This window comes from Arcobacter sp. AHV-9/2010 (assembly GCF_004116575.1).
Classification (GTDB): domain Bacteria; phylum Campylobacterota; class Campylobacteria; order Campylobacterales; family Arcobacteraceae; genus Aliarcobacter; species Aliarcobacter skirrowii.
In genome coordinates this window covers 147,873-167,379 of record NZ_PDKH01000001.1, presented here as the reverse complement: position 1 = coordinate 167,379, position 19,507 = coordinate 147,873, and the positions used below count along the sequence as shown (strand labels likewise).

Sequence of the window (19,507 nt, the reverse complement as noted above, 5' to 3'; positions counted from 1 at the left end):
ATACTTTTATCTGTATTCGATTTTTCCTTGACTAGCTAACAATGCTCCACAAAGTTGGTATAAAACCCTAGCTCCAACATTTGCATCCCAACCATTTTCGCTATTTCCAACTTCACATAAATCAAAACCAATAATTTTTCTACCACTTTTTACAATCATAAAAATAAGGTGTTCAAGTTCTCCATATCTTAATCCCCCAGGAACTGGAGTACCTGTATTTGGACAATTAAGTGGCTCTAATCCATCAATATCAATAGATAGATAGACATTTTGTGGAAGTTGATTTATAAATGGAGAAAAAACATCTTCAAGTGATTTTCCACTTGCTAGCTCCAATTGCATTAAAGTATCGTATAAACATGCCCCTCTATCTTTATAATCCTTCATTCTATTAGCTTCTTCTTTACTATAATCTCTAATTCCTATTTGAACAAGCTTTGATACTTTTGGGCAATCTTTCATTACATTGTAAAAAATTGAAGCATGAGAGTAAGTAAATCCTTCATAAGCCTCTCTTAAATCGTGATGAGCATCTACATGAACTATTCCAAAATCCTCTTTACAACTATCATTTAAAGCTTTTATAAGACCATAAGGAGATGAGTGATCACCACCAACAACAGCTACAAATTTGTTTTTTTTAATTCTTTTAATTGATTCATCATATACATAACTATTTAGTGCATTTGAAACATTGTTTACAAATTTCAGAGATTTTTTATCACTCTCATCGTTTTCTAGTGCTTCAATTACCTTTATAGCTTTTTTTCTAGTTTTGTTACTAAGTTTTAAAAGATGCTTATCTGTCTCAAGCATAGCTATTCCAGCACTGTAAGGTTTTATGTAGTGGTAAGTTTCAGCATCTAGTTGATGACTTGCCTCTTTTATTGCATCTGGTGCTTTAGAAGTCCCATCTGAAAAAGATACAGTTGCTTCCCAAGGAACTGGGATTAAAATTAAGCTAGCCTCTTTTGGATCAACTTTGCTTCCTAAAAATCCATCATCTTTTTTTGGAGGAAGTCCCAATTCTAAAATTTTTATATCATCTTTTAAGTTTCTATATCTCATAAAAGTCTCCATTTTTTATTTTGAAGATTATAAGATATTTAAAACAATAGTAAAGTTAATTTTGAGTTTTATTTGTAAAATTGTTAGATTAAATATCTATTATTTTATATTTAAATAATTTTTTGAAAGTTTTATACATAAACCAGCTTTTGAAGATGCATCTGTTAAAGATTCTCCATTTTGTATAAGTCTTAGTAAAACTAACTCTTTTATATTTTTGCTTATATTTGTTATTGACATTGTTCTCCTTTATAATTTCTTGAATATTTAAATATTTTACCTTTGTATGGTTCATCTAAATACTCTGTATTTTGAACTTCATATGAAGTGCATGAAAATCCATATTGGGCCATTTTATTTGTAAATTTTGCTTGATGCCCTCTATTTGGGTTTACTAAGATAATTTTACAATTTAACTTTGCATGAGAATTTAAAAATATTGACAGAAGTTCGGCGTGATCTCTTTCATATAGTAAATCGCTACCAATTATTAAGTCAAATTTCCCAAGTTTGTCATTGTACTCATCGTCCCAATCAACTCTTACAAATGGAATTTTTTTATCTTGATTTAGTTTTGTGTTTTCTAAGAGATATTTTTCTACTTCAGGGTGATAATCTGTTGCTGTTATATCTGCATTTAGGCGGTTTAAAATTAAACTTGATAGTCCAATACCACAACCAACTTCTAAAATTCTCTTATCTTTAAAGTCGTAGTTGTAGATAAAATTTGCTAAAACTTCACTAGATGGCCAGACGACTCCAAATAGTGACCAAGTAGCACTAGAAATACCTAATTTCTCTGCTACTTTATCATCGTCATTGAACTCTTGCCTGTCCCTTAGCGTTTTTAAATGAATATCATTTTTCCCAAACTCTATTGTTTGGTATTTAAATCTGATTTTCCTCAAAAAATTTAGATTGCTCTAACATTCTTTGCTTGAGGACCTTTTTCATTTCTTCCGATTTCAAAAGATACTCTTTGACCTTCGTCTAAAGATACTCTTCCATATCCTGAACTTTGAATTTCACTGTGGTGAACAAAGAAATCTTTATTTTCGTTCTCTATTTGGATAAATCCAAAACCTTTTTCTGAGTTGAACCATTTTACTGTTCCAATGTTTTGATCTGCCATGGCATTTCCTTTTAATTAATTTTTTTACTTTTTAAAGTAATCTATAAAGTCTAAAGGAGTTTTAATTTGTATTAAGTTTATTTAGTATTAATCTGTAGTTATCAATAAAAGCAAACAAAAGATGTAGTCAAAAACCCTAAATCATCTTCAAGAACTCGAATTGTAACTGAATAAATATTTAATAGCAAGGGTTTAGCTTAATTTTAAAAAATATTTTCTATTCTATTTTAGATATTTAGTCTGTTGCATTGAGTATTTTAGATTTAAAGTCCGATATTATCACTATTGTACAACTTTTTTTAACTCTAAAATATTTTAAAATGTAGAGAGAATTAATAAGCTTTACAATATTAAATAAAATTGGTTAAAATCATAATTGCATATTTAATCTATCAATTGATAGTTTCAATTAGACAAGACACAAGAAGAAAATAAAATGGCAGAGCAATTAAAAAATATATATTCTCAAGAGTTTATAAAAAATCTATCAAATAGTTTGCAAAATAGCTATGAAGATTTTAAAAAAGATGAGTTTAAAAAAGCTATTTTTATAAATAGTTGGGAAAGTTTTGAGCTAAAACAAAGAATGCGACATATCTCAAAAACTTTGAAAGTTTTTTTACCATTTTCATATAAAGAGCAAATTGAGATTTTAATAGAAGTAAAACAAGATTTCAAAGCTTTAGAAGCTATGATTTTTCAAGATTTTGTTGAAATTTTTGGGCTTGATAATTTTGAAGTTTCTATGAAAGCTTTGGAAGTTTTTACAATAGATTCAAGTAGTGAGTTTGCTATTAGACAATTTATAATTAAGTATGAAGACAAAACTATAAATCAAATGAAAATTTGGGCAAAATCACAAAATGAGCATATAAGAAGATTAGCAAGTGAGGGTTGCAGACCTAGACTTCCTTGGGCTGTTTCTTTGCCAAATTTTAAGAAAAATCCACAAAAGGTATTTGAGATAATTGAGTTACTTAAAAATGACTCTTCAAAATATGTTCAAAAAAGTGTAGCAAATAACTTAAATGATATATCAAAAGATAATCCAAAAATGGTAGTAGATTTTGTAAGAAAAAATTTAAATATTTCAAAAAATCTTGATTGGATTTGTAAACACGGCTGTCGTACACTTTTGAAAAGAGCAGATAAAGAGGTATTAAATTTATTTAATTTTGATAAATCTCATCATATAAAACTCACAAATTTTTGTTGCGATAAAACTATATTTTTGAATGAAGATTTTAATTTTTCATTTGAGATAAATTCAGATGAACCTATAGGAAATATAAGAGTTGAATATGTTATTTATTATTTAAAATCAAACAGTAATCATAATAAAAAAGTTTTTATGATAAGTCAAAATAGTATAGAATCAACAGAAAAAAGATTTCAAAAAAAACAGAGTTTTAAAAATATGACAACTAGAAAACACTATATAGGAACTCATTTTATAGGAATTTTGATAAATGGAGTAGAAGTTTTAAAAAAGGAGTTTTTCTTAAATGACCCCAGCAATTAATTTACTAAAAAAAAATAAATGTGATTTTAAAATTCATAAATATGAACATAATCCAGCTTGTACAAATTTTGGAGATGAAGCTGTAGAAAAACTTCGTTTAGATGCAAATCAAGTCTATAAAACTTTGCTTGTTGAACTTACTCCAAAAGAGTTGGTTGTTTGTGTAGTTCCTGTATCAAAACAGCTTAGTTTAAAAGCGCTTGCAGATATTTTTGGAGTAAAAAAAGCACAAATGGCACAAAAAGATGAAGCACAAAAAGTAACTGGATATTTGCTTGGAGGGATTTCACCTTTAGGGCAAAAAAAGCTTTTAAGAACGGTTTTAGATGAGAGTATAAATGATTTTAAAACTATATTTATAAGTGGCGGAAAAAGAGGATTGGATATTGAATTAAATCCAAAAGATTTAGAAGTGATTTTAAAAGCAAAAGTGGGTAGAATAGTTGCTAAATAATTCAAAGGAGATACCATGGCAAAAAACAAAGGTGAACCGAGTTTAGAAAAGATTGATGATTATAATGGAAATGAATCAAAACAAAAAAGAAACACTGTAAGATTGATTGTTATTTTACTTCTTCTTTTAGGTGCAATTTTTGCATATTTACAAGAACCAAAAAACGAAACTGCAAAACAGATTGAGGAGAAAACTTCAATTCCAGCAAAATAGAGAGCTAAAACTCTCTATTTATCTTTTATAAAAAAGATTTTTTCTAAGATACTTTTTAAAATAATCATAACAGCTGCTAAAAGAATTAAAACTATTCCAATAATTAACCAAAAAGTAATGATTTCATTAAATATAAGAACACCTATTAAAACAGCAGTTAAAGGCTCTAATGCACCAAGAATTGATGCACTTGTTGAACCTATAATTTGTATTGCTTTTATTAAAAAAATTAAAGAGATTATTGTTGGAACAAGAGCTAAAAATATTGAATAAAACCACATATTAAAGTTTTCAAGAGGCATTATATTTGAGCTTTGAGTAAATAGTGAGTGGATAAATATAGTAATAGTACAAAACAGCATAGAGTATAGGGTAACTTTTAAAGCTGTTAGTTTTAGATATTGATTTATAATAACTATATAAATAGCATAACAAAGTGATGATGTTAAAACTAAAATTATTCCAATTTTACTAACATTTGCTTCATTGCTTCCACTTAGAAACAAAACTCCTATAATTGCTAAAGATATTGATAAAATAGTTATTATAGAGCTCTTCTCTTTAAAAAAAATAGCCATTAATATTGCCACAAATATTGGATATACAAATAAAATAGTTGAAGCTAATCCAGCATCCATATATAAAAATGAGCTAAATAAAGATATTGAAGATATACCAAAAAGCAATCCAAGAAAGATTAAAATTAGTAACTCTTTAAATGTTACAAAAAAAGTTTTTTTTTGAATTAACATAAAAATAGCTAAGAAAAGAGTAGCAAAAGCAAATCTATAAAATATTACAGAGTTTACATTTAAACCCTCTTCATATAAAAATAGTGCACCCAAAGGGTTTGTTCCATAGCAAATTGCTGATATAACAGCTAATAAAATACCTTTTGTTTGAATACTCAATTTTCACTTCCAAATTTTTTGGAAATTGTACTCAAATAAGCCTTTTTTTGGCTTATTTTCTATTCAGGAGTATTTATCATCCACATTGAGAATATATCTAAATAGTTCCAAAATGATTGTTTTAAATCATCTGGCATATCTAAATCTTTTAAGATTTCAATATAACACTCAAGCCAAACAACTCTTGCGCTTGGAGTTATTTTAAAAGGAGCGTGTCTTTTTACCATCATAGGATTACCTCTATTTTGATTAAAATAATCAACTCCACCACAAATTTGAATAAAAAAATCAGCTGAATTTACTTTTGCTTGTTCAAATTCAGTATCGTCTTGTGGAAACATATCTTTTATTTTGCTTACTCTTAGTAAATCATAGTGTCTTGATACTATTTTTCTCATACCATCTTCACCTAAGAACTCTAATACTTTTGGATCTGGTTTTGTAACAGGAGGTCTTACACCAAATTGTGCTTGTGAAATTTTAAAATTCATTTTATTACCTTTTTTATAAATTTATTAAAAAATATTTAATTATGGAAATATATATAAATTTAAGTTTCTTTAAGCTTTAAGACAATAGTATTTTAACTAAAGGAAAATTTTTTTCCATTGAATTAAGGAGAGTAAATATGAAAAAAACTATGACAACTACAGGTGGAAATCCAATTGCAGATAATCAAAACTCGCTAACAGCAGGTGAAAGAGGTCCTGTATTATTACAAGATTATCAATTAATCCAAAAATTAGCACACCAAAATAGAGAACGAATTCCAGAGCGTGTAGTTCATGCAAAAGGAGTTGGAGCATTTGGAGAACTTGAAATTACTGAAGATATTTCAAAATATACAAAAGCAAAAGTTCTACAAAAAGGTGAAAAAACAAAACTGCTTATAAGAATTTCAACGGTTGCAGGTGAAAGAGGGGCTGCTGATGCTGAAAGAGATGTAAGAGGTTTTGCTATTAAATTTTATACAAAAGAGGGAAATTGGGATTTAGTTGGAAATAATACACCTGTATTTTTCGTGCGAGATGCTATTAAATTCCCTGATTTTATTCATACTCAAAAAAGAGATCCTCAATCAAACCTAAGAAGCAACACTGCAATGTGGGATTTTTGGAGTTTAAGTCCAGAGAGTTTGCATCAAGTTACTATTCTAATGTCAGATAGAGGATTGCCAAAATCACTTAGAAACATAAATGGATATGGTTCTCATACTTATAGTTTAATCAACTCAAAAAATGAGAGATTTTGGGTTAAATTCCACTTTAAAACTCTACAAGGAATTGAAAATCTTACAAACAAAGAGGCAGAAGCTGTTGTTGGAAAAGATAGAGAATCAAATCAAAGAGATATGTTTGAAAATATTGAAAAAGGAAATTTCCCAAAATGGAGCTTTGAGATTCAAATAATGACAGATAAGCAAGCAAAAGAGTGTAGCTTTAATCCGTTTGATTTAACAAAAGTTTGGCCACATGGTGATTATCCTATGATTAAAGTTGGAACTATGACTTTAAATGAAAACCCTAAAAACTATTTTGCACAAGTTGAACAAGCTTCATTTAGCCCATCAAATATAGTTCCTGGAATCTCTTATTCTCCTGATAAGATGCTACAAGCTAGAATTTTCTCATATCCAGATGCTCAAAGATATAGAGTTGGAACTCACTATGAAGATTTACCTGTAAATAGACCAATAGTTGAGGTAAATACATATAACCTTGATGGAAGCATGAACTATAAAGTAAAAGAACCTACAAAAGCGTTTTATGAACCAAATAGTTTTGATGGACCTGTTGAAGATAGTAGTTATTTAGAGCCAGATTTGGCTATTGGAGATATTGCAAAAAGATATGACCATAGAGTTGGAAATGATGATTTTTCACAACCAAGAGCTCTGTTTAATTTAATGAGCCAAAACCAAAAAGAGCAACTGTTTTCAAATATAAAAGATGCAATGAACGGAGTTCCAAGAGATATAATTGATAGACAAATTGCACTTTTTGAGCAAATTCATCCTGATTATGCAAATGGTGTTAAAAAAGCTTTAGGAATATAGGTTTTTATATGGAAGTTTCACAAGAAGAGTTAAAGCGATATGAAGAGCTACAAGTTCTTGCACTTGATTTTGCAAGAGTTGGTAAAACGCAAGATTTAAAAGCTATGATTGAAGCTGGAATGAGTGTAAATCTAAGTGACCATAAAGGAAATACTCTTTTGATGTTAGCTTCATATAATGGAAATTTTGAAACAACTTCAATGCTAGTAGATTTAAAAGCTGATATTGATAGAAAAAATGACAAAGGACAAACACCACTTGCTGGTGTTTGTTTCAAAGGCTATTTTGATATTGTAAAAATTTTAGTTGAAGCTGGTGCAAATATTAATGAAAATAATGGTTTAGGTACAACTCCTTTGATATTTGCTTCAATGTTTGGACATACACAAATTGTTGAATATCTAAACAAACAAGATAAAAATAGAAGTTTTAAATCAAAAATATATCTACTTTTATCAAAATTTATATCGCTATTTAAAAAGAAACTTTAATTTTGATTAATTTGAGTTTTATTATCAATTAGATTTTTGAAGTTATGTTTTAAGAAAATTAGAGCTTAAAGCTCTAACTTATACATTTATTTTTTTAAGCTCTCTTATAATAGAGGCAATCTCTCTTGAGTAAGTTCTTGCTTTTTTTGAGTTATATCTATACCCAGCATTGTAACTTCCCCAAACTTTGTGCCAATCATTTTTATGAACTTTTTTCCAAAATGTTAACTCTTCAATTGCATTTTGAGTAGCAAATTCAAAGTCAAAAACAAGTTTTGATGCAAATACATTTCTATTCCAAGATGTATCTCTAATATTTTGTCTATTTAATACAGTTGTAATATTTGCTTGGTATATTCCAAAATCTTTTGAAGATATATTTATCATGTAAGCTCCAAGTTTTGACTCTTTTATAGCTATTGCCATAAGAGAGTAACTAAGCCCACTATCTTTACCCATTTTTTTAATCTCTCTTAGCATCTCTAATTGTTGAGGTGTTAGATTTTTAAGATCAATTGCGTGAGTAAAAACATTAAAAGTTAATAAAAAAGTTAAAATTAAAAATTTTATTTTCAACGGTTTCTCCTATATTCTTATTCTAATTTAACCTTAATTATATTTTAAAATTATTTAAATATTGATTAACAAATTTTTTTATTTAAACCAATATCTATATATTTTCTAACTTTTTCTATCTCATTTTTATCAAATTTTTTATTTAAAATATCTTTTGAATCATCTTTTAAAACTTCTCCAAACGGGCTAATTATTGCACTTCCTTTTGCCATATTATCATTTGCACTATTTGAAGCTATTACAAATGCTTGATTTACCAAAGCAAGAGCTTTGCTAATAGATTCGTAATGATCTTTTCTTTTTACTCCCCACATAGCAGGATTTAATATAATATCAGCTCCTTTAATCTGCTCCCAAAGAACTGGAAATCTAAGTTCAAAGCAGATTAAAGTAGCAACTTTTAAACCATCTATATCTATGATTTTTATACTATTTTGTTTTGATGGTGAAAAATATCTATCCTCTTCTCCCAAAGGAAATAGTTTTATTTTATCTTGTGTATGAATAATTTGATTTTTGTAAAATATAAAGAGTCTATTATAAAATTTATTACTCTCTTTTACAATTGTTGTAATTGCTATTGCTTTACTGCTTGAAAGATTTTTTAAATCCTCTATAATATGTTTTGAGAAATCAGAAGCTTCATCCATCCTATCATAAGCAAATCCTACAACAGCTAATTCAGGAGCAACTATTATAGAGTTTTCTTCACATGATATTATTAAATTTTTTAACTTTTTTAAATTTTTTTCAAAATTATTTGAAGTTTTTATTTGTAATGATACTAAATTCATATTTTCAACTCTCTACTAAAAATAGCCGAATTTTAACATAGTCTATTTTCTAGTTTGACCCTCTCCATAAATTTTATATTTAAATGTTGTTAAATCATTTATTCCCATTGGTCCTCTTGAGTGAAGTTTATTTGTAGAGATTCCAACTTCAGCTCCAAGTCCAAACTCTCCACCATCTGTGAATCTCGTACTTGCATTTGCATATACACAAGCTGCATCTACTTTGTCTAAAAATTTGTTTACAGCAGAGTAATCTTCACTTAAAATGGCTTCAGAGTGTCCAGAGCCGTGTTTTACAATATGCTCTATTGCTTCATCCAAATTGTTTACTACTTTAATATTTAATATTTGATCTAAATATTCTATATCAAAATCCTCTTCAACAATTTGTTCTGCATTAATAACTTCTCTTGCTTTTTCACAAGCTTTTATCTGTACATTATAAACTTTAAGTTCAGGCTCTAAATCTTTTAAGAATTTTTTATAAATATCTTCATGAACTAATAAAGTCTCTAAAGAGTTACAAGCACTTGGTCTTTGGCACTTTGCATTTACAACAATTTTAATAGCTTTTTTTAAATCTGCACTTTTATCAACATAAGTGTGGCAAACACCTTTATCATGTTTTACAACAGGAATTGTTGAGTTTTTTGAAATAAATTTAATAAGTGCTTCTCCACCTCTTGGAACAATTAAATCTACAAATTTATCTTCAACTATAAGTTTTGCAACACCCTCTCTTGAACTATCAGGAAGCAAAGAGATCGCCTCTTTTGGTAAAGAGTTTGCTATAAGAACTTCTTGTAAAATTGATGCAATTGCTTTGTTTGAGTTTTCTGCCTCTTTTCCACCTTTTAAGACACACACATTTCCACTTTTAAAACAAAGTGCTGCTGTATCACTTGTAACATTTGGTCTACTTTCGTAAATAATTCCTATAACACCTATTGGAATAGAAACTTTTTGAATATGTAAATTATCTTTTGTTAGCCAACCATCTAAAACTCTTCCAACAGGCTCTGTTTGTCCAGCTATTTGTCTAATGGCATTTGCCATATCTTCAACTCTTTTTTCATTTAAAAGAAGTCTATCAATCATTGCAGAGCTTAAGTTTAAGCTCTTTGCAACTTCTAAATCTTTTTTATTCTCATCTATTAAAAAATTTGTATTTTGTACTAATGCATCTGCCATTTGCAAAAGAGCATGATTTTTTATAGAAGTTTGTAAAGTTGAAATTATATGACTGCTTTTTTTTGCTTTTTCTAAAAACTCTCTCATAAAAACTCCTAAATTTTTTAGTAATATACTAAAGTTTGCCTTTGTAAAGGCTTTTAAAAAAGTTAAGTTTAAATTAATTTTAAGAATTGTACAATTTGGAAAATTAAAGGAGAAACAATGCAAGTTTCAAATAATTCTGCCAATTTAATAGATGCTTATAAACAAAACTCAAGTCAAAAAGTTCAATCTACTTCAATAGAAGAAAAAGGTAAAAATGTAGATAAAAATGTTGAAGAGATTATAAATAACTCTGCTGCAAAAGTAGCAATCTCTATGAATGCTCAATATATTTTGTTTGAGATGAATGCAAAATCTATGGCAAAAAATAGTATTTTTGCACAAGCTGGAATTGATGCAAATAGTATAACAAAAGATCAACAATTGGTTTTAGATTTTTTAAGTGGAAAAGGCAAAATAGATGATATGAGCCTAGCAGATATTGGATACAATGGAAAACCTATTATGGAACTATCTCAAGATGAAGCAACACAGCTTGTAAGTGAAGATGGTTTTTTTGGAGTAACGCAAACATCTGATAGAGTAGCAAATTTTGTATTGAGTTTTGCTGGAGATGATTTAGAGAAACTTCAAAAAGGTAGAGATGGAATTGTTCAAGGTTTCGAAGATGCTAACAAACTTTTTGGTGGAAATCTTCCAGAGATTTCATATAAAACTCAAGAGAGAACTTTGGCTTTAATTGATGCAAAAATCGACTCAATTAAAAATCCTCAAGATAATAATTCAAAAGAGTAAAGAGATTTATCTCTCTTTATCTCTCATCTGTTTATAAAGTAACTCACAATTTTTTATCTCTTCAAGTGTTGCTTTTCTTCTACATGAGAGATAACCTTTAGTCCCTTCACTTGTAGTTGTAGGAAATACAGTTGCAAAAACCCAATAAAAATCTCCACTTTTAGTAGCATTCTTTACATAACCTGTCCAAATTTCACCTCTTTTTACAGTCTCCCATAAATCTTTAAAAGCAGCCTTTGGCATATCTTTGTGCCTTACTATATTGTGAGGTTTTCCAATTAACTCATCTACTGTAAATCCAGCTATTTCACAAAAATCATCATTTGCAAATATGATATTACCTTTTTCATTTGTTTCACTTACTAAAAATGCATAATCATCTAATACTATCTCTTTTGACATAATTGTGTTTCCTTTAGCTTACTTTTTTTGTTTTAGCATCTTCTACTAATAGTTGAGCCATTTGTAATGTCTCATTAGCAATTGTGGCAACATTATTTGCTTCTATTGCATTTTCTTGAGTTACTCTATCAAGGTTTGAAACAGCATCATTTATCTGCTCTATTCCTTTTAGTTGCTCATTTGAAGCAATACTTACATCTTGAATAATAGTTATAGTCTCTCCAATTAATCTATTTAGATTATTATAACCTTTAATCATATCATCAGATATTTTTTTACCTTCATTTGTTTTGCTTGTTGCATTTTCAACCAAACTTTTAATCTCTTTTGCTGCTTCTGCACTTCTATTTGCTAAGTTTCGCACCTCTTGTGCAACAACTGCAAACCCTTTTCCAGCCTCTCCAGCAGTTGCAGCTTCAACAGCTGCATTTAAAGATAGAATATTTGTTTGGAATGCTATTTGATCAATTACCTCAATAGCTTCATTTATTGCTTCAACTTTAGAGTTTATCTCATCCATTGATAGAGCTGTTTTGTTTGCCAAATTCTCTCCTAAAACAACAGACTCTTTAACATCTTTACTTAAGTTTGCCATTTTTGAAGCATTTTGTGTATTATTTTTTGTAATTAAAGTAATCTCTTCAAGTGCTGCAGCTGTCTCTTCAAGACTTGCTGCTTGTAAATTTGCTTTTGAAGCAAGATTTTCAACACTTTGATTCATTACTATTGAATTTTTTTCTAATAAATTACCATTTTCAAGATTTTGTTTTGCATTTGAATTTAACTCACTACCAAGTTGATTGATTCTCTCCATAGTAAGTCTCATTTTACCCTTTAAAATAGGGTTTATGCTCATCTGTTTTCTATAATCATGCTCAGCATATAATCCAACAATTTCAACCAAATCTTCCATGTTTTTATTGGCTCTTGAAAGCATATTATTTACAATATTTTTAAGTGTATGAACCATAAAATTATTTGTATCAGAGTGAATTTGAGTTGTATATATTCCTTGAGCCACTTTGTCAAGTGCAATAACAAGCTCTCCTAGAACATGCATATCATCTTTTCTCATTTTGTCATATTTTTCAAAGTAGCAGTTTAGCTCTTTTAAAATTTGTCCAATATCATCATTTTTTATATATTCAGCTCTTCTCATGTGGTTTGTTTTAAAGAATATGAAATCCATTAAATCTTCAATATATTCTTTAACTCTATTAATTCCACCAACAACTCTTTTCATTGAGGTATAGCTTATAAAACCAATTATGATTGCAAAAACAATATTTACAGCAATTATAGCCCAGATTTTTTCATCACTTAATATAGCAACTATACTAATAGCAGCAAACCCTAGTTGACTAAGAATCATATTTAAGAGGATTCTCTTCTTTGTATGAAGATTTAAAAACATTTAATTACCTTTATTTAAATTAAAGTAGATATTGTACACTATTCGCTATTAAATTATAATTTTTTTACTTATTTTTGAATAAAGATGAACCGACTCGAATTAGATTTGATCCACACTCAATTGCTAACTCAAAATCACTACTCATTCCCATAGAGCAATATTGTGGATTAAAAGGAGCTAATTCATCAAAAATCTTTTTTGTTGTTTTAAAAGACTCTTTTATAATATTCTCATCTTCAACATGAGCACCTATGCTCATAACACCTTTTAGAGTTATATTTGGACATTTTTCTAAAATCTCTTTGTATGTTTTAACTGCAACTTCTGGATAAACACCTGATTTGCTATCTTCATAAGCAGAGTTTATTTGAAGTAAACAAGATAGTTTTTTATTTTTTGCCTTTAGTTTTTTATCTAACTCAATAGCTAAATCAAGAGAGTCTAAAGATTGAACTAAAGTAGGGTTTAAATCTATTAAGTTATTTATTTTGTTTTTTTGTAAAGTTCCAATAAAGTGCCACTCAATTGGAAATTCTTCAAGCTCTTCGCTTTTTTGTTTTAAATCTTGAACTCTGTTTTCACCAAAAGCTCTTTGACCAGCTTCATATAGAGTTTTTACATCTTGTGCTGTAGAATATTTTGAAACACCAACAATTTTTACAATATGATGTTCACTAACTCTTAATCTTGCTGCTTCAACTTTTGTAATTAAAGAGTCTAAATTTTTTGTAGCAGTTTGTTTATTCATAAAAGTCCTTTTAATTATTTAAAAATATCCTATTTATATCGTTATAAATACCTAAAATCATAAGTGATGCTAAAATTACCCACCCCATAATTGTTAAAAACATAAAAACTTGATCACTTGGTTTCTTTCTTACAATCATCTCATAAAGATTAAACATAATATGCCCACCATCAAGTGCTGGAATTGGAAGAAGATTTATAACTCCTAGATTTACAGAAATTAGTGCAGTTATTGCCAAAAGTGCTATTATGGAGCTTTGACTTGCATCACTTATAACTTTTCCAATAGTAATAACTCCACCAATTTCGCTGCTTGGAATTACACCTTGAATTAACTTTTGAATACCTTGAAAAATCATTGTTGAGGCAAAGATTGTTTTTTCATAAGCATAAACTAAAGAGTCATAAAAACCTAAATTTAAAGTTACCACTTTACCGCTTGGAGAGATACCAATCATTCTTTTTTTAATGTTTTCATTGAACATATTTTTTGCATCAGAAACTTGAGGATTTATAATTTTTACTAAAAGCTGATTATCTCTTTTTATATAAAATTGTAAAGCACCTTGTGTTGAAGTGATAACTTTACCTATATCATCCCAAGATTTAATCTCTGTATCATTTATTCTAACTATCTCATCATTTGGTTTTATTCCAGCATTAAATGCAACTGAGTTCTCTTGAATTTGACCAACCATAGGAGCTAAAGTAGTTGCTCCCATTTGAGCCATACAAAAATATAAAACTGCTGCTAATAAAAAGTTTGCAAAAGGACCTGCAAATAAAATTATAATTCTTTGCCAAGGCTTTTTTGTATTGTATGAATCATTTCCAGTTTCAATTAAAGTAGGTTTTGAGTCATCTTGACCTTTCATTTGTACATATCCACCAAGTGGTATTAAAGCAAATTGCCAAGTTGTACCTGCCCAATATTTACTATAAATTGCTTTTCCAAATCCAATTGAAAATTTTTCAACCTTTACACCAAAAAATCTTGCTGCTAAAAAGTGTCCTAATTCATGAAAAAATACTAAAAAAGATAAAACTAATAAAAATGTAATAGTTCCCAATAAAAGCCCTTAATTTTTAAAATAGTCTCTTGTATATTCATATCCAGAGTATAGAGTTAATATTACAGCAAACCATAATATTTCTGTTGCAAAAGGCCAGTTCATAGTTAAAAATCCAATTGCAATCATCTGAACTACAGTTTTAATTTTTCCAGCCATTGTACTAGCTACATTTTTACCTTCAGCTACTGCTACAACCCTAAGACCTGTTATAAAAAACTCTCTTGAAAGGATTAAAAAAACAGCCCATACATCAGCTCTATCAATAACAATTAAACCCAAAAATCCAGCAAGAACTAGCATTTTATCAGCAAGAGGATCTAATATTCCACCAAGTTTTGTCATTTGATTCCAAGTTCTTGCAATATATCCATCAAAAAAATCTGTAACAGAAGCAATTACAAATATAAGTCCAGCAAAATAGTCAAACCAAGATGGATGCCAAGATGAGAAAAGTGGGTTATCTCTAGCTATAAAAAACCAAAGCATTAGCGGAGCTAATGCTATTCTAAATAGAGCTAATACATTTGGAAGATTTAGATTTTTCGACATTATCTAAAAGTTGTCCCACCGTCAACTATTAAAGTATGACCTGTAATCCATGAAGCATCAGAAGTACATAAGAAGTAGCAAGATTGTGCTAAATCTTCAGGTTGTCCCATTCTTTTTAGAGGAGATAACTCAGTTGTTTTTGCTTTTACCTCTTCATAATTTGTAAATGCTTTTAGTGCATCTGTATCAATAGGACCACCTGAAACTGCATTTACTCTAATATTAAATTCACCAAGTTCATTTGCAGCATATCTAACCATTGCTTCAACAGCAGCTTTGTTTGTTCCATGACCTGCGTAGTTTTCAATATATACCAAGTTTCCAGTTGAAGATAGAGATACAATTGCTCCTCCACCAACTTTTTGCATTCTTTTTGCAGCTTGTTGAGCTCCACAAACAAAAGCATTTACAGTTGCAGTGTAGATATTGTTTAATCCTCTTGGTTTTAGTTTCATAAATTTACCATATCCACCTACAACAGCTCTTCCATAAATCATAGCGTTTGATATAAAGAAATCTACTCTATCAAAATCTTTGTCAATCTCTTCAAATAGTTCAACATATTTTTCAGGTTCTAAAATATTAAATGGATATGCTCTACATTTTACACCAAATTTAGCTTCCACATCTTTACAAATATCTTCTGCAACTTCTTTATTTGAGTTATATGTAAATGCAATGTTTACACCATTGCTTGCAAATTTATAAACACACTCTTTACCGATACCTTTTGTACCACCTGAAATTACTAATGTTTTTCCCTTCATGTAACTATTCATTATTTTTTTACCTCGTATTTTTTTAATAGATTTTCTAATTTTTTTATTGTCTCTTTACTTGGACTTGTTAATGGAAGTCTAAACTCAAGAGTATCTAATAATCCAGCTAAATACATAGCTGCTTTTATTGGAATAGGGTTGCTTTCACAAAAAAGTGCTTGATTTAACTCATATAAATCATTATGAATTTTTAATGCAGTTTGATAATCGCCACTAAATATAGATTTAACTAGTTTTGATTTTAAATCAGGAACTAAGTTTGCAGTAACTGAAACAATTCCTTTTGCTCCACTTGCAAGCATTGCAAAATCAACACCATCATCACCTGAAAAAACAAAGAAATTTTCTCTTTGAGATATAATTGCAGTAGCACGCTCAAGTGAACCAGTTGCCTCTTTTATTCCATAAATATTTTTTACATCATCAAAAAGTTTAATCGCCGTTTGTGGCAACAAATCAACTCCAGTACGCCCAGGAACATTGTAAAGCATAAAAGGGATTTCAACACTTGAAGCAATCGCTTTATAGTGTTCATAAAGCCCCTCTTGTGTTGGTTTATTATAATACGGAGCAATTGATAAAATTGCATCTGCTCCAATACTTTGTGCAAATTTAGCAAGATCACACGCTTCATGAGTTGCATTTGAACCAGCTCCCGCAAGAACTTTTGTAGATGTTCCTTTACAAGTTGCAACTGCAACTTCAATACACTCTTTATGCTCTTTATGAGATAAAGTTGCACTCTCTCCAGTTGTTCCAACAGGAGATACAACATCAGCACCATATGCTATTTGTCTTTTTATCAAAGATTCATATTTTTCTAAATCCACTTTCCCATTTTTAAACGGCGTTACAAGTGCGGTCATTGAACCTATAATATTTTCCATTTTTCCCTTTCTATTTATCATCTTTTAAAATAATAGTAGTTGAATTTTTGCTAATTAGATATTTTTTTGCAACATTTACAATATCTTCTACAGTTAAACTATCTAAATTTTTTTCATACTCTAAAAGTGGTTTTATATTACCTCTTACAAGATAGTTTCCAAATAAAGATGCAACATCACTAGAGCTCTCTAGTGAATAAATAAAGTCAGCTTTTGTGTTGATTTTAATCTTCTCTATATCTTTTTTTGAAACTTTTCCTGCTTGAATTTGCGCAATTATATCTAAAATCTCTTTTTCTATTTTTAAAGCATCAATATTTTCATTTGCAACTGCCATAAAAATAAATAATCCAGGGTCTTTTAACTCCAAGTTATAGGCATATATTGAATTTACTAATCTTTTTTCATCTACTAAAACTTTTTGTAGAATTGAGCTTTTACCACTACTTAAAAGTTGAGATAAAGCAGATAAAGCAACTTGATCTTGATGTTCAAAGTTTGGAATATGATAAGCCATTGCAATCATCTGCACACTTGAATCTTTATAAATTGTAGCTCTTCTTTCACCATCTTGAACAGGCTCTGTCATATGAACAGAGTTTGAGATATTTTTTTTATTTTTTATATCTTTAAAATTTTTCTCTACAAGTGAAAAAACTTCATCTTTTTTAATATCTCCACTTACAACAACTATTGCATTTTTTGGTTGGTAGTATCTTGAGTGAAAATCTTTTATATCTTCAATTTTCCAATTTTGAATATCACTCATAAACCCAATTGGAGTCCAGTGATAAGGGTGATATATGTAGCTATTGTTAAAGAGTCTAAATTGTAAATATCCCATTGGATTATTGTCTGTTCTCCAGCGTCTCTCTTCAGCTACAACATCTCGTTCTGGTTGAAACTCTTTATCTTTTAAATTTAAATTTTGCATTAATTCAGCAAATAGTTCTAAAGATTTATCTGTATTTTTTGATGCTGTTTTTATAAAGTAGTGAGTGTAATCAAAACTTGTACCTGCATTATTAACTCCACCAAAACCTTTTACAATCTCATCAAACTCACCAGCTTTTAAATTTTTTGTAGATTTGAAATTTAGGTGTTCTAGCATATGAGCTATTCCACTTTTACCCATAATCTCATCTCTACTTCCAACTTTATAAAAAACATTTACAGATACAACATTTGAGCCATTTTCCATAGGAATCGCTACAACTTCTAAGCCATTTTCTAATGTTTTTGTATAGTAGTTTGGTAAACTATTTGCACTCATTAATTCTCCAAAAATTGTAATTATTATAAATAATTTAAAAAAAATATTCATTATTTTAAATTCGCACCTATTGCTTGTGATATGTTTGAATAACCATCAGCTTTTAAAAGCTCAATTAAACCCTCATTTATCTTTTTTGCTAGTGATGGACCTTCAAAAACAAGTGCTGAGTATATTTGTACTAAAGATGCACCATTTTTAATTCTCTCATAAGCCTCTTGTACACTATTTATTCCACCAACACTTATAAGTGTTGTTTTTCCAAATAGCTCTTTTGAAAGCTCTTTAAAAAATAGAGATGATTTCTCTCTTAGGCACTCTCCACTTAATCCACCAAAATCTTTACAACCTTCAACTAAACTATAATCAATAGTTGTATTATTTGCAATAATTCCACTAGCACCTTCATTAATTGCTACATTACAAAGATTAATTGCTTGAGTTATATCCATATCAGGAGCAATTTTTAAAAATATTGGTTTATTTGTTAGCTCTTTTGCCATTGAAAAAAGCTCTTTTATAAAGTTCTCATTTTGCAAATCTCTTAAATTTGGAGTATTTGGACTTGAGATATTTATAATTAAATAATCAGCATACTCATGAAGTTTTTTAATTAAATTTTTATAATCACTTATTGCAAACTCTTCAGGAGTATATTTGTTTTTCCCAATATTTACACCAATTGGAATTGAAAAAGGGTATAGTTTTTTTAAGTTTTTAAGAACTTTATGAGCACCAAGATTATTAAATCCCATAGCATTTTGAACAGATTTGTGCTCTGGATATCTAAACATTCTAGGCTTTGCATTTCCATCTTGTGGCATTAAAGTTACAGTTCCAATCTCTGTAAAACCAAATCCTAAACTCTTCATTGATTTTATCATTGTTGCATTTTTATCAAAACCAGCAGCCAATCCAACAGGGTTTTTAAAAAATCTTTTAAATAACTCTTGCTCTAATATTTTATCTTCAACAAAATTCTTTTTTTCATAATAATTTTTAAGAATTTTACAATTTCCTAAAAATTTTAGACTAAATTCTGCAATATTGTGTGCAGTTTCGGGTTCAAATTTAAATAGCACTTTTTTAAGAGTTTCATAGCTTAACAAAATATTTCCTTTTTAAAAAAAATTGA

General features: G+C 28.8%; 24 protein-coding genes. 6 read left to right on the top strand and 18 right to left on the bottom strand.

Annotated features, from left to right (window positions below):
• Positions 1-6: 6 nt before the first annotated feature.
• The 4 genes from CRU94_RS00915 to CRU94_RS00905 form a co-directional block, all read right to left on the bottom strand.
• A complete protein-coding gene (locus CRU94_RS00915; RefSeq protein ID WP_129104959.1) occupies positions 7-1,068 on the bottom strand; it encodes an agmatinase family protein in 1,062 nt (353 codons plus the stop codon).
• A gap of 99 nt (positions 1,069-1,167) precedes the next feature.
• Positions 1,168-1,308: a hypothetical protein gene (locus CRU94_RS09575; RefSeq protein ID WP_164966546.1), complete on the bottom strand. Its 141-nt coding sequence runs from the start codon at positions 1,306-1,308 to the stop codon at positions 1,168-1,170.
• On the bottom strand, positions 1,299-1,976 hold the full coding sequence (locus tag CRU94_RS00910) for a class I SAM-dependent methyltransferase (protein WP_129104958.1): 678 nt from the start codon (positions 1,974-1,976) through the stop codon (positions 1,299-1,301). The genes CRU94_RS09575 and CRU94_RS00910 overlap by 10 nt, the downstream gene beginning before the upstream one ends.
• A 5-nt stretch (positions 1,977-1,981) precedes the next feature.
• A complete protein-coding gene (locus CRU94_RS00905) occupies positions 1,982-2,200 on the bottom strand; it encodes a cold-shock protein (RefSeq protein ID WP_066159795.1) in 219 nt (72 codons plus the stop codon).
• Between the two features lie 436 nt (positions 2,201-2,636).
• On the opposite strand from CRU94_RS00905, the gene CRU94_RS00900 reads away from it, so the two are divergent.
• Genes CRU94_RS00900 through CRU94_RS00890 form a run of 3 tightly spaced genes read left to right on the top strand, consistent with a single transcriptional unit; the run spans position 2,637 to position 4,389 of the window.
• The gene (locus CRU94_RS00900; RefSeq protein WP_129104957.1) at positions 2,637-3,722 is read left to right on the top strand and encodes a DNA alkylation repair protein; all 1,086 of its coding nucleotides are present in this window, start codon (positions 2,637-2,639) and stop codon (positions 3,720-3,722) included.
• Positions 3,706-4,176, top strand: a complete 471-nt coding sequence (gene ybaK / locus CRU94_RS00895) for a Cys-tRNA(Pro) deacylase (protein ID WP_129104956.1) — start codon at positions 3,706-3,708, stop codon at positions 4,174-4,176. Before CRU94_RS00900 ends, ybaK begins: the two co-directional genes overlap by 17 nt.
• Positions 4,177-4,191: 15 nt before the next feature.
• Positions 4,192-4,389, top strand: a complete 198-nt coding sequence (locus tag CRU94_RS00890; RefSeq protein WP_129104955.1) for a hypothetical protein — start codon at positions 4,192-4,194, stop codon at positions 4,387-4,389.
• 14 nt (positions 4,390-4,403) lie between these two features.
• Here CRU94_RS00890 and CRU94_RS00885 read toward each other — a convergent pair whose 3' ends face one another.
• Together CRU94_RS00885 and CRU94_RS00880 are read right to left on the bottom strand one after the other, a co-directional pair.
• On the bottom strand, positions 4,404-5,300 hold the full coding sequence (locus CRU94_RS00885) for a DMT family transporter (RefSeq protein WP_129104954.1): 897 nt from the start codon (positions 5,298-5,300) through the stop codon (positions 4,404-4,406).
• Between the two features lie 59 nt (positions 5,301-5,359).
• Entirely contained in the window at positions 5,360-5,791 is a 432-nt protein-coding gene (locus CRU94_RS00880) for a globin domain-containing protein (RefSeq protein WP_129104953.1), read from the bottom strand.
• Between the two features lie 137 nt (positions 5,792-5,928).
• On the opposite strand from CRU94_RS00880, the gene CRU94_RS00875 reads away from it, so the two are divergent.
• Together CRU94_RS00875 and CRU94_RS00870 are read left to right on the top strand one after the other, a co-directional pair.
• Positions 5,929-7,356 carry a catalase gene (locus CRU94_RS00875; RefSeq protein WP_129104952.1) on the top strand — a complete coding sequence of 476 codons (1,428 nt, stop codon included), beginning with the start codon at positions 5,929-5,931 and terminating at the stop codon, positions 7,354-7,356.
• Between the two features lie 8 nt (positions 7,357-7,364).
• Positions 7,365-7,847: an ankyrin repeat domain-containing protein gene (locus tag CRU94_RS00870; protein WP_129104951.1), complete on the top strand. Its 483-nt coding sequence runs from the start codon at positions 7,365-7,367 to the stop codon at positions 7,845-7,847.
• Positions 7,848-7,925: 78 nt separating this feature from the next.
• Here the strand turns inward: CRU94_RS00870 and CRU94_RS00865 are convergent, their stop codons facing one another.
• The 3 genes from CRU94_RS00865 to CRU94_RS00855 all read right to left on the bottom strand — a co-directional run bounded on the left by CRU94_RS00865 (position 7,926) and on the right by CRU94_RS00855 (position 10,495).
• Positions 7,926-8,423 carry a transglycosylase SLT domain-containing protein gene (locus CRU94_RS00865; RefSeq protein WP_129104950.1) on the bottom strand — a complete coding sequence of 166 codons (498 nt, stop codon included), beginning with the start codon at positions 8,421-8,423 and terminating at the stop codon, positions 7,926-7,928.
• A gap of 65 nt (positions 8,424-8,488) precedes the next feature.
• A complete protein-coding gene (locus CRU94_RS00860; protein WP_129104949.1) occupies positions 8,489-9,217 on the bottom strand; it encodes a carbon-nitrogen hydrolase family protein in 729 nt (242 codons plus the stop codon).
• 42 nt (positions 9,218-9,259) lie between these two features.
• Positions 9,260-10,495, bottom strand: coding sequence for a glutamate-5-semialdehyde dehydrogenase (locus CRU94_RS00855; RefSeq protein ID WP_129104948.1), 1,236 nt, complete (start codon positions 10,493-10,495; stop codon positions 9,260-9,262).
• A 117-nt stretch (positions 10,496-10,612) separates the two neighbouring features.
• Here CRU94_RS00855 and CRU94_RS00850 point away from each other — a divergent pair, with 117 nt between their 5' ends.
• Positions 10,613-11,248, top strand: a complete 636-nt coding sequence (locus CRU94_RS00850; RefSeq protein WP_129104947.1) for a hypothetical protein — start codon at positions 10,613-10,615, stop codon at positions 11,246-11,248.
• A gap of 6 nt (positions 11,249-11,254) precedes the next feature.
• On the opposite strand, the gene CRU94_RS00845 is transcribed toward CRU94_RS00850, so the two are convergent.
• The 9 genes from CRU94_RS00845 to CRU94_RS00805 form a co-directional block, all read right to left on the bottom strand.
• Positions 11,255-11,650, bottom strand: coding sequence for a PAS domain-containing protein (locus CRU94_RS00845; protein WP_129104946.1), 396 nt, complete (start codon positions 11,648-11,650; stop codon positions 11,255-11,257).
• A 13-nt stretch (positions 11,651-11,663) separates the two neighbouring features.
• Positions 11,664-13,022 carry a methyl-accepting chemotaxis protein gene (locus CRU94_RS09820; protein WP_258237343.1) on the bottom strand — a complete coding sequence of 453 codons (1,359 nt, stop codon included), beginning with the start codon at positions 13,020-13,022 and terminating at the stop codon, positions 11,664-11,666.
• 106 nt (positions 13,023-13,128) lie between these two features.
• The gene (locus tag CRU94_RS00835; protein WP_129104944.1) at positions 13,129-13,812 is read right to left on the bottom strand and encodes a YggS family pyridoxal phosphate-dependent enzyme; all 684 of its coding nucleotides are present in this window, start codon (positions 13,810-13,812) and stop codon (positions 13,129-13,131) included.
• A 10-nt stretch (positions 13,813-13,822) separates the two neighbouring features.
• Complete coding sequence (gene rseP, locus CRU94_RS00830) at positions 13,823-14,881, bottom strand: RIP metalloprotease RseP (RefSeq protein ID WP_129104943.1); 1,059 nt, start codon at positions 14,879-14,881, stop codon at positions 13,823-13,825.
• Positions 14,882-14,890: 9 nt separating this feature from the next.
• A complete protein-coding gene (gene pgsA / locus CRU94_RS00825; RefSeq protein ID WP_129104942.1) occupies positions 14,891-15,433 on the bottom strand; it encodes a CDP-diacylglycerol--glycerol-3-phosphate 3-phosphatidyltransferase in 543 nt (180 codons plus the stop codon).
• Positions 15,433-16,212 carry an enoyl-ACP reductase gene (locus CRU94_RS00820; protein WP_129104941.1) on the bottom strand — a complete coding sequence of 260 codons (780 nt, stop codon included), beginning with the start codon at positions 16,210-16,212 and terminating at the stop codon, positions 15,433-15,435. The genes pgsA and CRU94_RS00820 overlap by 1 nt, the downstream gene beginning before the upstream one ends.
• The gene (gene dapA, locus CRU94_RS00815) at positions 16,212-17,099 is read right to left on the bottom strand and encodes a 4-hydroxy-tetrahydrodipicolinate synthase (RefSeq protein WP_129104940.1); all 888 of its coding nucleotides are present in this window, start codon (positions 17,097-17,099) and stop codon (positions 16,212-16,214) included. The genes CRU94_RS00820 and dapA overlap by 1 nt, the downstream gene beginning before the upstream one ends.
• Before the next feature lie 10 nt (positions 17,100-17,109).
• A complete protein-coding gene (locus CRU94_RS00810) occupies positions 17,110-18,372 on the bottom strand; it encodes a M16 family metallopeptidase (RefSeq protein ID WP_258237342.1) in 1,263 nt (420 codons plus the stop codon).
• A 50-nt stretch (positions 18,373-18,422) separates the two neighbouring features.
• Positions 18,423-19,481, bottom strand: a complete 1,059-nt coding sequence (locus CRU94_RS00805) for a quinone-dependent dihydroorotate dehydrogenase (RefSeq protein WP_129104938.1) — start codon at positions 19,479-19,481, stop codon at positions 18,423-18,425.
• Positions 19,482-19,507 lie beyond the last annotated feature (26 nt).